The 14,237-nt window shown below is 63.2% G+C and carries 12 protein-coding genes and 1 tRNA gene; 8 read left to right on the top strand and 5 right to left on the bottom strand.

Features of this window, described 5'->3' with window-relative positions:
- Window positions 1–44: 44 nt before the first annotated feature.
- Window positions 45–1,379 (bottom strand): ABC transporter substrate-binding protein, encoded by a 1,335-nt coding sequence (locus tag ACQPXD_RS48045; protein ID WP_432830493.1) that lies wholly within the window; start codon window positions 1,377–1,379, stop codon window positions 45–47.
- Between the two features lie 203 nt (window positions 1,380–1,582).
- Here ACQPXD_RS48045 and ACQPXD_RS48050 point away from each other — a divergent pair, with 203 nt between their 5' ends.
- The 8 genes from ACQPXD_RS48050 (at window position 1,583) to ACQPXD_RS48085 (ending at window position 9,579) form a co-directional block, all read left to right on the top strand.
- Complete coding sequence (locus ACQPXD_RS48050) at window positions 1,583–2,611, top strand: LacI family DNA-binding transcriptional regulator (RefSeq protein WP_432830495.1); 1,029 nt, start codon at window positions 1,583–1,585, stop codon at window positions 2,609–2,611.
- 73 nt (window positions 2,612–2,684) lie between these two features.
- Complete coding sequence (locus ACQPXD_RS48055) at window positions 2,685–2,822, top strand: hypothetical protein (RefSeq protein WP_432830497.1); 138 nt, start codon at window positions 2,685–2,687, stop codon at window positions 2,820–2,822.
- A 79-nt stretch (window positions 2,823–2,901) separates the two neighbouring features.
- A tRNA-Lys gene (locus ACQPXD_RS48060) sits at window positions 2,902–2,974 on the top strand.
- A gap of 599 nt (window positions 2,975–3,573) precedes the next feature.
- Window positions 3,574–4,368 (top strand): hypothetical protein, encoded by a 795-nt coding sequence (locus ACQPXD_RS48065; RefSeq protein WP_432830499.1) that lies wholly within the window; start codon window positions 3,574–3,576, stop codon window positions 4,366–4,368.
- Window positions 4,361–5,506 (top strand): XRE family transcriptional regulator, encoded by a 1,146-nt coding sequence (locus tag ACQPXD_RS48070; RefSeq protein WP_432830501.1) that lies wholly within the window; start codon window positions 4,361–4,363, stop codon window positions 5,504–5,506. The genes ACQPXD_RS48065 and ACQPXD_RS48070 overlap by 8 nt, the downstream gene beginning before the upstream one ends.
- Window positions 5,507–5,849: 343 nt before the next feature.
- Entirely contained in the window at window positions 5,850–7,250 is a 1,401-nt protein-coding gene (locus tag ACQPXD_RS48075; protein WP_432830503.1) for a 3'-5' exonuclease, read from the top strand.
- On the top strand, window positions 7,247–7,912 hold the full coding sequence (locus ACQPXD_RS48080; RefSeq protein ID WP_432830505.1) for a DarT ssDNA thymidine ADP-ribosyltransferase family protein: 666 nt from the start codon (window positions 7,247–7,249) through the stop codon (window positions 7,910–7,912). Before ACQPXD_RS48075 ends, ACQPXD_RS48080 begins: the two co-directional genes overlap by 4 nt.
- Before the next feature lie 47 nt (window positions 7,913–7,959).
- On the top strand, window positions 7,960–9,579 hold the full coding sequence (locus ACQPXD_RS48085) for an ADP-ribosylglycohydrolase family protein (RefSeq protein WP_432830507.1): 1,620 nt from the start codon (window positions 7,960–7,962) through the stop codon (window positions 9,577–9,579).
- A gap of 227 nt (window positions 9,580–9,806) precedes the next feature.
- Here the strand turns inward: ACQPXD_RS48085 and ACQPXD_RS48090 are convergent, their stop codons facing one another.
- The 4 genes from ACQPXD_RS48090 to ACQPXD_RS48105 form a co-directional block, all read right to left on the bottom strand.
- The gene (locus tag ACQPXD_RS48090) at window positions 9,807–10,700 is read right to left on the bottom strand and encodes an IS982 family transposase (RefSeq protein ID WP_432830509.1); all 894 of its coding nucleotides are present in this window, start codon (window positions 10,698–10,700) and stop codon (window positions 9,807–9,809) included.
- 441 nt (window positions 10,701–11,141) lie between these two features.
- Complete coding sequence (locus tag ACQPXD_RS48095) at window positions 11,142–12,461, bottom strand: hypothetical protein (RefSeq protein WP_432830511.1); 1,320 nt, start codon at window positions 12,459–12,461, stop codon at window positions 11,142–11,144.
- A gap of 179 nt (window positions 12,462–12,640) precedes the next feature.
- Window positions 12,641–13,225, bottom strand: a complete 585-nt coding sequence (locus tag ACQPXD_RS48100) for a hypothetical protein (RefSeq protein ID WP_432830513.1) — start codon at window positions 13,223–13,225, stop codon at window positions 12,641–12,643.
- A 232-nt stretch (window positions 13,226–13,457) separates the two neighbouring features.
- Window positions 13,458–14,174 (bottom strand): hypothetical protein, encoded by a 717-nt coding sequence (locus tag ACQPXD_RS48105; protein ID WP_432830515.1) that lies wholly within the window; start codon window positions 14,172–14,174, stop codon window positions 13,458–13,460.
- Between the last annotated feature and the right edge of the window lie 63 nt (window positions 14,175–14,237).

Consider the following 14,237-nt stretch of genomic DNA (forward strand, 5'->3'; position numbering starts at 1 on the left):
GCCCGGCGCCGTGGTGCGTGGCGCCGGACCCGGCTCTCAGTTCGCTACTTGGGCCAGGTGCTTTCGATGTAGTCCAGCGTGGCCTTGGTGTCCTTGGTGCCGTTGATCCAGTCGGTCATGCCGGTCCAGAAGGACTTCGACCCGACCGCGGCGGGCATCAGGTCGGAGCCGTCGAAGCGGGCCACGGTGGCCGGGTCCTGCAGGATCTGCACCGACAGCTTGTCGATCGTGCCCGTCACCTGGCTGACGTCGAGGTTCTTGTTGGCCGAGATCCAGTCGCCGAGCTTGGCCTTGCTGTTCGCCCACTCGGCCGAGGCCAGGTAGGTCTGCACCTTGACGACCTCTTCGCGGTCGGAGAAGGCCGAGACGAACTCGCCGCCCACCAGCACCGGCTTGCCCTTGGACGGGTCCACCGGCGGGAAGTAGAAGGCGAAGACGTCGCCGTCCTCGGCCACGTTGGTGCCCTTCGGCCACTGGTTGGAGTAGAAGTTGGCCTGGCGGTGCAGGCCACACTTCTTGTCCTTGACCGGCAGGCCGGCCTCCTGGAAGGAGGTGGTCACGATGGTCTTGGGGTTGCCGACGTACTTCGGGTTCTTGAGGATCGACGCGGCGCGCTCGGCGGCCGAGTAGATCTTCGGGTCGTTGAACGGGATCGTGTGGTCGACCCACTGGTCGTACACGTCCGGACCCTGGTCGCGCAGGACGATGTCCTCGATCCAGTCGGTGGCGGGCCAACCGGTCGCGTCACCGGACTCGATGCCGGCGCACCACGCCTTGATGCCGCTGTCGGCGATCTTGTCGCTGAGCGCGATCATCTCGTCCCAGGTCTTGGGTACGGTGTACCCCTTCTCCTTGAACAGCGACGGGGAGTACCAGACCAGCGACTTGACGTTGGCGCCCATCGGCACGCCGTAGACCTTGCCGTCGACCGTGGCGTACTTCGCCCAGTCCTTCGACCAGTTCTTGTCGAGGTTCGCCTTGACCGGCGCGGGCAGCTCCTTGAGCTGGCCCTTCTTGGCGAATGACGCGAGCAGGCCGGGCTGCGGGAAGACGGCGATGTCCGGCGGCTGACCGCCGTCGGCCCGGACCTTGATCTGGGTCTCGAACTCGCCAGATCCCTCGTACTCGATCTTGATGTTGGTGCAGTCCTCGAACTCCTTCCACGACTGCGTCAGCTTGTCGGCCTCGGCGTCGCGGATGGTGGCGTAGACCGAAACGGTCTTCTTCTTTGCGACCTTGTACTGCGCGAACGGCGCGCACTCGGGCTGGTCGGCCTTGCTGGAGCCACTGTCGCCACTACCGCAGGCGGATGCGGCAAGGGCCAACGCGGCCACACCGACGAGCGTGAATGCCCGACGCCGCCTCGAGAGGACGGCCATGGTTAGCCTCCTTTGGCTATGCCCGGTCCGTGGCGAAGACCTTCCGCCGACGTCCCCGGCGTGCTGGGGGTGTGCCTTGTGTTCCTCGGATGTAAGCGTTTGCAAGGTTGGTTTGTCGAGCCCCCCAAGGGGTTTCATCGATAACGGGTTGGTAACTCGGTGGACATATTGCCGGTCGGCGCTGCGTTGCCTAGCCTTCGCGTGTGGCTGACGTTCCACCGCCCGTCAGCATGGAGGACGTTGCCCGGCTTGCGGGGGTTTCGACCGCAACCGTGTCACGCACCCTCCGCGGGCTGCCCAACGTCTCCGAAGAGACGCGCGACCGCGTGCTGCAGGCCGCGGCGTCGCTGTCGTATGTCGTCTCACCGATCGCCTCGCGCCTGGCGAGCGGCCGGACCAACACGGTGGGCGTGATCGTGCCGTACGCCTCCCGCTGGTTCTTCGGCCAGATCGTCGCCGGCGCCGAGTCGGTGCTGCGCGAGCACCGCCTCGACCTGCTGCTGTACAACCTCGGCGACATCCCGGCCCGCGAGCGGTTCTTCGGCGCCCTGCCGCTGCGCCGCCGCGTGGACGCCGTGCTCACGGTCGCGATGCAGTTCACCGAGGAGGAAATTTCGGATCTACGATCTTTGGGGGTACCGATCGTCGCGGTCGGCCACCACGTGCCCGGCGCCGGCTGCGTCCGCATCGACGACGTGGCGGCGGCGTCCACGGCCGTCCAGCACCTGCTGGCCCTGGGCCACCGCCGGATCGGGATGATCTCCACGTTCAACGACCAGAGCATGTTCCTGCCGGTCGCCCACGCCCGCCGCCACGCGTACACGGAGACCCTCACCGCCGCCGGCATCCCCATCGCGGACGAGCTGATCATGTCGGTACCGCACGGCCTGGACGGCGGCGAGCAGGCCATGCGCCGCCTGCTCACCCTCCCCGACCCACCCACCGCGGTCTTCGCCGAATCGGACGAACTGGCCTTCGGCGCCCTGAGCGCCCTGCGCCGCACGGGACGGCACGTATCGGTCATCGGCTTCGACGACCACGAACTGAGCGCCCTGCTCGACCTCACCACGGTCCGCCAGCGCGTCTTCGAGCAGGGAGTCCTGGCCGCCGGCATGCTCCGCCGCGCACTGACCGCCGGCGACTGGAGCCCCGAGGAGCTGCTGATGCCCACCACCCTGGTACTGCGCGCCTCGACCTGGCCGGCCGCGGTTAGGACCGCCAGCTCCGGGTAGCTCGCCCAGCGCCAGTTTGGAATCAGAGATCCGGTACCCACGGGGGTGTGCCATGACAGCCGAGATGCCGAAGATGCCGAATTCGCCCGCGACCTGGGATCAGCCCGACGAAGAGCTGGACGAGATGGTCGGCCCGGAAGCGGACCTGCTCGAGGACGACCCGGACCAGGCTCCCCAGACAGACTTCTTCTGGGAGGACGACGAGGAGTAACGCGGGCCACGCCTGGACGGGGGTATCTCGTTTGCTGCGGCCCCTGGGGGCCGTGCTAGGGTTACTCCCGTTCAGCCACGCGCCGCTAGCTCAACTGGCAGAGCAGCAGACTCTTAATCTGCGGGTTGTAGGTTCAAGTCCTACGCGGCGTACATAGGAGAGGCAGTGACCAGCCGGGATGTGCTCACCGCATTTTTGTCGATGACTTTCCTGGTGTGCAACCCCTCGGGAACCCCCCGCTTTGACGGAATTGGTGTCTCAACAGCCACCCAGACCAAGATCGTCTCGCCAGTATGATCGGCGCTGGCAAGCTCGCCCACTCGGGCGCAGGTTTGAATCCTGCCGGGGGCACGTCACAGAACTGCAAACGCGCAGCGTGCGCGGTCGATCACTGATCGTGGATGCCAGCTTCGCGCTATAGCTGAACGAGGATGCCCCGGGCGATTCGCCTGGGGCATCCTCGTGTTCACCCTGATGCTCGACACCGGAACCATTTCGATCGCGGCGGGAGCGCGGACGTTACTTTAGGCACGTCCGGCGACCCCAAGACGCTCGGAGCCCTTCGCAAGGGGGCCCCAACGACACGCCCCCTCGATCCCGGCCCGTCCGGCCATGCGCGACCAACGCAAACGGATGCTCTACAGGCCGACGGCGACCAGAGACCAAGGGCCGCAAAGTGAGCGCATCGCGAGATTTTCTGAAGTTTCCGTGCTACCTTGTCGGCATCACCTGAAGCAGGGGGCAGTTCGAGATGGTCGACGCTGAAGCGCTCGCATGGTCGCGGGAGGTGCTGGGTGAGCCCGGCCCGTACGTCCGCGAGACCCTTCCTAATCTCCTGGTGGCGACGCACGGACGGTACGTCGCGCTCCAGCAGCAGACCGGGCTGGCGGACGCTAGCCCGTACGGCCTCATCTGGCTCGGTATACCGAGGGCACTCGTTGACGGCCTGAGTGGGGTCGCGGGGGTGCAGCGCCATCGCCCAAAGAGGGGCCGCTACGTCCTGCCCGTGGTCAACGGGGTGCCGATTATCCCGTGGCGCTACGCGAGGGACGGGAAGACCGACCTCAAGACCGTGCCCTTCGGCAAGCCCGTTTCTGACACTCGCCGGTCCCTGTTCGAGCCTCCAAGCCTTCCCGCGGAGCTGCCCCTCGGTGAAATCGGTCTTGGCGACGCGGTCATCGCGGAACTGCCCGAGGAGCAGCAGCAACAGTTCAATGAGTACGGTGCCGACATCCGGGCGCTGGCGACAACCGGTGGCTTGGTGGCCGTCCTCGCCTTCGCGAGCAATCCGGATGCGCTCCTCAACGCGCACTTCGGCTATGCGCGGCTCGGACCGGGCGACCTGTTGGATTGGGCGTACTGCGAGCCGATCGAGTTGTCGTCCGTCCACACGGCCTTCGTCCGTGACACTACGACCCGCGACGACGGACCTACGTTCGACTCGGGCCCGCTGGAGCGTCCGAAGCTGCGCCCCCGTTCCCCGCTTGAAAGCGGCTCGCCCGGAGACGACTCGACGCCGCCCGGCCCCACCGGCACTCATGAGTAGGCGGTTCCGTCAGCCCTCGCTGTTCGAGTCGCCGGCCGCAGCGACTGTCGCCGACCTGTTCGATCCGGTCCGGCTGACGCAGGCGCGCGTGCTTGCTGGCAGGACAAAACATGAACTGGCCGAAGATCTCGGGGTTTCGGCGGCAGCCGTTGGACAGTACGAGGCGGGGATTACCGCTCCACGCCCCGATCACCTGAAGCGTCTGGCAGAGGTCTTGGGCTATCCCTTGGCCTTCTTCGCCAAGGGCAGGCCATACGTCAGGATCGACGCGTCCATGGCTCATTTCCGAAGCCTCCGCAGTACGCGGGTCGGCCAGCGCGCCAAAGCGATGGAGGTCGCGGAACAGGTCTGGGAACTGACGAATGCGCTCGAACGGCACATCGAACTTCCGCCTGTGAACCTACCGGCTATTGGATCCGAGAAAAGTGCACGGCCTATTGGGCCGGAGTCTGCAGCGAGAGAGGTCCGCAAGTTTTGGGGGATCGAAGCCGGACCATTTCGTCATGCCGTGCGCACGCTTGAGATTCATGGCGTGGTCGTCTCGCTCGTATCAATGGATGAGGACGTAGCCCGAGTCGACGCGTTCTCGACCTCCATCTTCCCACGCCCCCTTGTCATTCTGACGCCAGATCGCGCAAATGATGTTTATCGGCACCGGTTTACAGCGTGTCACGAACTTGGACATCTCCTCCTGCACCGCAACGTCATTCCAGGCGATCTTGAACAGGAAAAAGAGGCAGACCGGTTCGCCGCCGAGCTGCTCGCACCAGCGGCCGAGATCGCAGACGAACTCCCGGCACGGTTTCGTCTACAGGCGCTCGACGAGATCAGTCGGCGCTGGGGCGTGTCGGTAAAGTCATTGGTTCGGCGCTGTAGGGAACTGGGAATAATTTCCGACGCGTCTGCCCGGCGGTCGTACGTGCGGTTGCAGCAAGCAACGGACTCCGGCTTGTTGCGCCCGGAGCCAATTACAAAGTTCCAGGGCGAGACTCCTGTCCTTTTGCTGAGCGCCTTCGAACTAGCCGAACAACACGGGCTCGAACTAAAGACGCTTGCTGCTGAGCTGGCTTGGCCACACCGACGTGTCCGCCAGCTACTCGGTCAACCCGACCCCCGCCCTTCGCTACGTTTGGTCTAGTTCATAGCGTCATCCCCTGCCAGCCGGCGCATCCGCCCGGCTCGACATGGATGAAGTCGCGATCGAGCGATGCAGGTTGGCCTCTTACCGGGGCACGCCACAGTACCGTAAACGCACCGCGATCGGACCATCACTGATCGTCAAAGGCAGCTTCACGTTCAAGTAGACGATCGAGGATGCCCCGGCCGAGCGGCCGGGGCATCCTCTCGTTGACCCAGCGAGCGGTTGTCGCCCCCGAATCGCGAGCGCGGCGCCGGTTCAGGGCTCGACCGCGCTGTCCTGGTTGTACAATGGCGGCCATGTGAGCTCGGCACACCGAGCTCCGACCCGCCTGGAGGCGGCTATGCGGATCCTTCCGCCCATATCTCCAACCCCTGAGCAGTTGATCGTCCTGGGGGACAGCAAGCCGGGATTTGTCCTTGTACGTGGTGCTGCGGGTAGCGGCAAGACCACAACTGCGCTTTACCGGCTCCAGCAACTGAGTAAGTCGTGGCTCTCGCGTCGAATCCGCCTCGGTCTAGAGGCCCCCATTCGAGTGTTGGTGCTGACGTACAACCGAACGCTTGAGGGGTACATCAGCGAGCTTGCTCGAAGTCAGGTAACCGGTAATTTTGGCTTGGAACTCCAAGTGCTGACCTTCGGCAAGTGGGCCGTGGACCTGCTGGGTGGCGCCCAGATCCTGGATCGCGATGACTCTGCCCGGATGCTCCGGCCGCTCGCCAAGTCGTTATCTATGGACACCGACTTCCTCATTGAGGAAGTCGAGTACGTTCTGGGCCGGTTCGAACCAGGCGGCCTTGAGGCATACCTCCCTGCTCGACGTGGTGGGCGAGGAACGACACCGCGGGTGGATCAGGCGCTGCGGCGACGCCTGCTAGACGAGGTGATCTTCCCGTATACCGAGCTGAAGAAGCGGCACGGGTTGATGGACTGGAACGACATCGCCGTCGCCGCCGGGGAAGTCGATGACGTCCCTCCATGGGACGTCGTCATCGTTGACGAAGCGCAGGACTTTTCCGCGAACCAGGTCCGCGCAATGCTGCGGCACCTCGGTGACCCGTTCTCGGCGACGTTCGTTATTGATGCGGCGCAGCGGATCTACCCGCGGTTCTTCACGTGGAAGGAGGCTGGCGTCGAACCGTTCGCGAAAACCCATACGCTGAAGCGGAATTACCGCAACACCAAGCAAATCGCGGCGTTCGCGCGGCCCCTGGTGGAAGGGCTACCGCTTGACGATGACGGGACGCTTCCGGACTTCAACGCATGCGAATCTGATGGGCCGCTGCCGGTCGTGGTCTCGGGCATCTACAGCCGCCAGGTCGACTACATCTTGGCCAAACTACTGAACACCGTGGACCTGACCACGGAGTCCGTCGTGTTCCTCCAGCCCCGCGGAAATCGCTGGTTCGACTACCTGCGTACGCGACTGAAGGCCGCCGGAATCCCATGGACCGAGCTGACCCGTGCAAGCACGTGGCCGACTGGTCCTGAACAAGTGGCGCTGTGCACTATCCACTCCGCCAAGGGTCTGGAGTTTGACCATGTCATCATGCCTGGTCTCAACCAGGAGGTAACCCCTCATGGTAACGAAGACGGAGACGCCCAACTCGACCGACTCCGCCGACTCATCGCGATGGGCGTCGGCCGCGCCCGCAAGTCCGTCATCGTTGGCTACAAGGCGGACAACCCCTCCACGATCCTGAGCCTCCTCAAGCCCGAAACCTATGAGTTGGTGACCCTATGAGTGCGGGGGCAGCAAAGACCGACAAGATCAGCGCGTACGTGGCCGAACGAGGGATCACTGAAGTGCTGCATTTCACGACTGGCAATGGGTTGCTCGGAATCTTCGCGACGGCAGCGGTCCGATCCCGAGACCGCCTTGATGCAGACAAGTACATCGAGCATATCTACACCCCAAACTGCAACGACCGTCTCAAAGACGCCGATTGGACCGACTACGTCAATTTGTCCATCAGTCGCGTCAACGGACACATGCTGGGTACATCCGCAAACAAGTGGCACAATGACGGAGAGACATGGTGGGCGGTGCTTGCCTTCGATGTTTCAATGCTTTCTGACCCGGGCGTCTACTTTACGACGACGAACAATACGTATCACGGCTGCGTCAAGCGCGGAACGGGCATTGAGGGCCTCCGTGAATTGTTTGCCGACTCCGTCGAGTGGGGGTATCACGGCTCAAGAAAGACCCGGTATCGAGGACTTTCGGCTGCATGGACTACTGACCCTCAAGCCGAGGTACTGTACCCTGGCGAGCTGTCGATCAAAAAGCTAACAGCTGTGTATGTACGTGACGGCGAAAATCTCGACCATGTGAATGGTCTCTTAGGGATATTCCCGAACGTACCGAGCGTGCCGGTTGCGGTGAAGCCGGAGGTCTTCCAGTGAGCGCATCTAGTAACCAGGAAATACGTCAGAAGCGCATCGTTTCCTCGATGCTGTGGGCCGCTTGGGCCGACTCTGTCGGATTCATTTCGGAACTCACCGATGAGAGCGGTCTCAATCGCCGCCTTAAAGGTCGTTCGCTCGCCGAACCGGTCGAATGGATACGTCGGGTGGGCGGAAAGTTCGGCGTTGACGTCACCCTTCCGGCTGGCTGCTACTCAGATGATACGCAGTTGCGCCTAGCCACGGCACGAGCAATCTCCGGCCATGGGTTCGACGTCGAGGCGTTCGCGAGGGTGGAGTTGACGACATGGCCGGCCTACGCCCTAGGCGGTGGTCGAGCGAGCAAAGCCGCAGCGGTCAACCTGGCAAAACCGAATACTCCTTGGTTCGGCAACTTTTACGACGGATGGCATGACGCAGGTGGAAATGGCGTTGCTATGCGTATTCAGCCCCATGTCTGGTCAGCCCCAAGTCCTGGGAGACTAGGACAACACCTGCTCGATGTCATCGTCAACGGCACGACGACCCATGGTCACCCTCGGGCGCTGGTTGGCGCCGTTCTGCATGCTATTGCGCTCGGTGTAGCAATCGAATCTGGCGTTGCACCCAAACTGGACGATCTGCCAGGAATGCTAGATATCGCCGAAAAGGCGATCGGGTTAATTGATGGACACGCCGAGTTGGCGTCTTTGTGGCGCCCATCGTGGGAGAAAGCGAGTGGCCGACCACTCGCCGATGCGTGGCGCGATACGGTTACCGAATGTCGTGAACTACTGTCGAATGCGCAACAGGTGTGCGATTCGGCGGATAGCCCAGAAACGATGTACGAAGGACTTATTGCCGCCTTAAAGCTGACGGACCCAGCGCAGCGGGGCAGCGGGACCACCACGACAATCGCAGCACTCACGCTAGCCGCAGCCCTTCCCTCAGACCCGGCAGCCGTTAGCCTTCTGGCAGCTCGCGCACTTCACACGGACACAGATACAATCGCCACTATGGCGGCGGCACTCGTCGGGGCAACAGACAATGTGGCTGCGCCAACCCCCGTGCTTGATATCGATTACCTGCGGAACGAAGCCATTCGCCTCGCGACAGTCGCAGCGAACGGATCCACCCTCACCTTCAGCTATCCCGACCTCCTACATTGGTCACCTCCGCGAAGCCAACTTGAGGCTGTCGGACTGGCGGCAGACCGCACGGCCCTTGGCGGAATCGCCTGGATCCAGCCAATCCAGGGAATCGATCCCGTTGAAGGGAAAGACGGCGTCTGGCAATGGGTATCCAGCGACTTCGGTCCGTCATTTCTCGTAAAGAGGCGCCAGCAGGTCCGCCAACTGCCCGACGGCAATTGGCCTGTCCGGCGTAACCACATAGTGAACCCTGGGGACGTCAATCGACAAAGCTCGCGCCAACTCCCGTCGACCGCGACGCCTCGTGGCCAAAGCCGCAGAGGTCAAGCAGCAGATCAATCGCAAGGTCGAGCGCGAAGCCGCATGCATGACGATGGCCTCCCAATAGACATCGATCAGATCATTGAATGGGTAGCCCGGCAGGGATTCAAAGACGAAGCTCTTGGCTACGCTTACCGGCGAATCGCGCAGCAAGGCACAGTGGAGCAACTCGTCGCGTTTTCGACCGCCGTGCGGGGGCGGCTACGCCTGCGCTGACAATCGATGGAGAGCACCTACTGTGCAGCGCGCGCGATGCCAGGTGGCGGGCAACCGAAGTCGACAAGGGACGATCTAGCCCGGCTCGGTGCGCTGCCTTTGAGCCGACCACCAGCACACAGAGGCTGGATAGGAGCCACCAACCTGCAACCGTCTCAGCAGCTCAAAGGCCAGGTCAATCCATACATCCGCCCTGCTCAACCTAGACGAGTTGTTCCGAATCCCGGTCAGTGGTCGTAGGCGATCAGTGACCGGGTGACGGGTGCGCCGGTCTTGTTGTTGTGCCAGATCGCGGCGGCCATGGCGAGGAGGCGCTGTGCCACCCGCACGGCAACGCCGTCGAAGGTGCGGCCGCCGTGGTCTTCCAGGTCGAGCTGGCCCTTGAGGGTGTCGTTGACCGACTCGATCAGCTGCCGGACCTTCTTGAGCATCGGCTCGCCGTAGCGGGCCTTCTCCCGCTTCCGGGACGGGCGGAGCAGTTCGATGCCCTGCTCGGCCAAGCGCTGTTCGAGGGTCCTGGACGCGAAGCCCTTGTCGGAGATCAGCAGGATGCCTGGATGCTCGGCGATCACCCTGGCCTCGATCTGCAGCATCGCGGTCAAGACCTCTCGTTCGCCGATCTTCGGGTTGGCCAGGGCCCACAGGATCGGCATGCCGGTCGGGGTGCATACCAGGTAGAGGCGCAGGCCCCAGAAGAACCGGGAGTGTGAGGCGCGGTAGCCGTATCCCGCCCACCCGGCCAGGTCCGAGCGTTGCACCGTCGGGCGGGACATGCCGCACGGGATCGGTGTGGAATCGACGATCCAGTGGTTGTCGAACCAGAAGTCACTGTCGCGGGCCAGATCCCGGATCACCTTTTTGATCAGTGGCAGCGCGGCGCGCAGCCGCTTGTTGTAACCCGGCCGCTGGGGCAGGTAGGGAAACATGCCGTGCAGGTGGATGCGGGCATAGCGGATCCAGTGTGCCTCCGAGCGCGCGCCGAGCAGGACGTGAGCCACGGCCAGGCAGACCAGTTCGGAGTCGGTCAGCAGAGGCGGCCTGCCCCGCCATCGTGGCGTCTGGATGGTGTCGTCGATCTTCACGTAAAGTGCGGTCAAGAGGGTGTCGAGGTCTTGCGTCACAACATGATCATCGGCGCCCTCCCTTCATGCCCAGACATCGACCCCTGACTTCGGAACTACTCGTCTAGGCCACGTAACGATCGAGCCGTGGAGGTTTGTCTCTAGCCGGGGGCACGTCACAGAACTGCAACAACACAACGCGACTGGTCGATCACTGATCGTGGAAGCCAGTTTCGCGTTCGACTAGGCGATCGAGGATGACCCGGCCCAATGGCCGGGGCATCCTCACGTTGACGCGACATACGCTGACACACTCGCCCGAATCGCGGCATGATCGGGGCATCCGCGCGTTGGCTCGATCCATGGAAGCCGAGCGCGCTCGGATCGCGCCTACGTGTTGACTGGTGATGCGACCGTAGCCCGGCCAGGCTTGGAGAGACGACCCCGCAGGCTCGGCGCGGCACCACCGCAACCACTAGCGGGGAACCCACCCCGAAGCCTCTACCAACGCGCTGGATGACTGTTGCCGATGAGAGCGCGCCGGGCCAGGAAGCGACCCAAGGCCACGTCATGTGACAGGCGCCGAGCTTCGGTGCTGGTAGGCAGCAGCGGAGCGGCGCCCATACCACCGCCGTCGTCCTTGGCATGGACGATCCTGTTGCGAATCGCATAAACGCGCTTCGCTACTTGTTCAGCGAGCGGCTGGTCGTACCTCTTGCCGACAACGAGGGGCTCAACTCCTTGGAGGCCGTTCCTGTTCTCCAGGAAGGCACGACGGGCCGGATCTTGATTGATGAAGGCTCTTAACTCCTCCTCGTCGACACAATCAGCGAGCAGGAGCTTCAGTTGGTCGATCTCCCGTGACGACTTACGGGAAGATTCGCGGAACGCCCCCAGCACCCGGCCCATATGGAGGCCATCTTCAAGGTCGAAGCTCGGATCCCGAAGCACCCGACGCACCCATTTGAGAATCTCCTGATCCGCATATGCAGGAAAGAAGTGCTCTAACACCTGATAGTAGGCTAGGAACTGAAACAGCGGATACGCCTCGACCGTTCGGCCGTACATGTACAACTCAACCGCGGCAGCGGAGTAGCGGTTCTTTGGGTACCGCATCTCGACTTTGTCAGGATCGGGCTCACGTAGCGCCGGCTCGAAAGGCCACATATCCCGTTCGAGCGATATGTCGACCCCATACCGACAGTCAAGTTCAAAAAATAGGGAGCCCGCGAACCCCTCAAGAAGGGCCAGCGCCTCACCTGCATCCATCGGGTTGACATTCCTAAGTTTCAGCGACGCTGGATACTGAGAGGCGTGCTGATTCATCGACATGCCGGGCGAGGCAGCCAGGAGTGCGAGACTTACTCGCGACAACTCTGCGACGATAGCAGAGTTGGGCGAATTGAGATCCATGCGCCAAGAATCTGGATCAGTTTCACCCAGTACCAGCCGCTCGGGCACCGCGGGCATTTGAGAGAGCTCGTCAGAAGGCTCTCGCAGGTTCCGACCACGAGCTATGGCTTCCAGCACTGAGCTTTGAAGGTAGCCGCGTGACGTCAGATGGATACGGTCCACCATCGCCTCAATGACTTGCGCTTCACGATCGTAGATAGCAGCGTAGCCTTCGATATGCACAAGACGAGCGAAGTCTATCTTCCGAAGCACCTCAGCTTGATCCCCATCGACAACCATTGGCTTTTTGACAGAGCCGGCCTGGAACCGAAACACCAACACGGCCGAGAGATCTGGGTGCGGTTGGTACCACTCGAACTCTATCCGAGCGGCTTTCGCCTGCTCAATAAGGTCATCGAACTGTCCCACTTTAGCTCCGCTCATGATCCTCGCGACCCTCATCCATTCCTCACGTCAGCTTGCCGAGCCCCGGCATCACGCGTCTAGATCGACCCGAGGGGCACTTCAACCGAATGACCGGCCATTCGGCTACCTGGGTTGCCGTCACTCCCCCGTTGAGCCTTAGCAGGTTCTCACACGCGGCGCCGCTACATAGTGCAGCTGACCGACCGCCGGCTCACCAACGACAGACGACCGTCCTTGACGAACCAGCCCTGCCGAGCGAGCTGTTCAGTGATCGCGACCCGGACCTCGTCGTCGGGTCCGGTGTGCAACTGGTCGTCCAGCCACCGACCGAGGAAGCCACGCATGATGCGCCGACCTTCTGACCCCCACTGGTCGAGGGCTTCCAGGATGGCGTTCACATCGTCGCGCCGCGCGCCATCGGACAGCGGGATGCGGCCGAGCGGGATGCGGCCGAGCGGGATGCGGCCGAGCGGGATGCGGCCGAGCGGGATGCGGCCGAGCGGGATGCGGCCGAGCGGGATGCCGGCATCTTCAAGGAACAGCGGGATCTGGTCAAGCCGGTATTCGCTCTCGATGCTCGCAGCGACCTGCTTACACACGAGCCGACTGACAGCTCGCCCGTCATCCTCGTCCGGGTCTGGCGCGGGCTGAAGCACGAGACGTCCGCGAGCCCGATCCTGTCCCGCAGTCGTCAGCGCGAACCTGCGAACCTGCTGAAGGTAGAAGTACGGATTCGCGTTCGGGTCTGGTGGCTGGGCGCCCGCCATCGAATCGATGGTGAATCGCAGAAACCCACCGTCACGCAAGGATGCCCCGGGCGAACCGCGCGGGGCATCCTCGCGTTCAACCTAATGATCGACATCGGGCCCGCCCGGATCGCGGCAGACGAGGACGGGTTCGGCGTCCAGCGGTGGGCCGCTCGCGGATCAGACCGTTGGCACGAGGATCCGCGGCACGAGCATGCCTGCACCCGATACGTGAATGCCGACCCAGTCGGCCTCAGTCATCGGCTGGCCTGGTAGATCGATCTTTGGGATGTCGCCATCCAGCGGGAACTCGATCATCGGTAATATGCCGATTGGGGGTCGGCAGGTGCCGGTCCTCGATCCGGACCACGTAGCGGTGCCAACCCGACTCCGCGTGAAACCGTGCCAACCGGAGTTTCATCGTGCCCACTGGTTGGTCACGTGGTTGGTCAGGGTCCAGCCGTGCCCGGCCCCGGAACCATACGTCCGAGATGCCCTGTGGGAGGACAAGGTCATCGATGGGCTCGGTTTTCCCGTCGTCATCAAGATCGGACAATCGGAAGAAGTAGTGCTCTTCCTCGTGACGCCGCCCAAAGAGGAAGAGGTGCCGCTCATCGGCCGGTTGGGCCAGGAGCTTGTGGATGTTCTCCCGAGCCCAGTCCGCCGCGAGCATCTCATCGCACACCTGCGCGAGCTCGTTCAAGCGCAAGGGGATCGATCCGCTCTCGGTCTGGGGCAGTCCCGCCTTTTTCGCGCGCGCCCATCGCACCATCAGGCTTGCGGCCGGGGGCGAGGTGACCTCGACGATGCCGTGGCGCTCCTGGCCGTCAGGGTATACCCAAGAGCCGTCGGGCATCTTGTCGCCAGCGCCGGCATCCGCGAGCTTGATGTCGACCCCTAGCACCTGCTCCATGGCCAGAAACGCGATCTCTTCCTCGCGGGTCGCCTTCGCCCCAGCCGCGTTGCTCATGACTCGCAGAGTAATCGGTCGGGGGGGCTGCGTCCCCTGAGGTGGTGTACGACTCGCCCACTT

The sequence above is a fragment of the Dactylosporangium sp. CA-092794 genome, assembly GCF_050948465.1.
Lineage (GTDB): Bacteria > Actinomycetota > Actinomycetes > Mycobacteriales > Micromonosporaceae > Dactylosporangium.

Bases quoted from the DNA above. Each gene is read 5' to 3' on its own strand.
- ACQPXD_RS48045 (WP_432830493.1), bottom strand. From the start codon at position 1,379: ATGGCCGTCCTCTCGAGGCGGCGTCGGGCATTCACGCTCGTCGGTGTG.
- ACQPXD_RS48055 (WP_432830497.1), top strand. From the start codon at position 2,685: ATGCCGAATTCGCCCGCGACCTGGGATCAGCCCGACGAAGAGCTGGAC.
- ACQPXD_RS48065 (WP_432830499.1), top strand. From the start codon at position 3,574: ATGGTCGACGCTGAAGCGCTCGCATGGTCGCGGGAGGTGCTGGGTGAG.
- ACQPXD_RS48070 (WP_432830501.1), top strand. From the start codon at position 4,361: ATGAGTAGGCGGTTCCGTCAGCCCTCGCTGTTCGAGTCGCCGGCCGCA.
- ACQPXD_RS48075 (WP_432830503.1), top strand. From the start codon at position 5,850: ATGCGGATCCTTCCGCCCATATCTCCAACCCCTGAGCAGTTGATCGTC.
- ACQPXD_RS48080 (WP_432830505.1), top strand. From the start codon at position 7,247: ATGAGTGCGGGGGCAGCAAAGACCGACAAGATCAGCGCGTACGTGGCC.
- ACQPXD_RS48085 (WP_432830507.1), top strand. From the start codon at position 7,960: ATGCTGTGGGCCGCTTGGGCCGACTCTGTCGGATTCATTTCGGAACTC.
- ACQPXD_RS48100 (WP_432830513.1), bottom strand. From the start codon at position 13,225: ATGGCGGGCGCCCAGCCACCAGACCCGAACGCGAATCCGTACTTCTAC.
- ACQPXD_RS48105 (WP_432830515.1), bottom strand. From the start codon at position 14,174: ATGAGCAACGCGGCTGGGGCGAAGGCGACCCGCGAGGAAGAGATCGCG.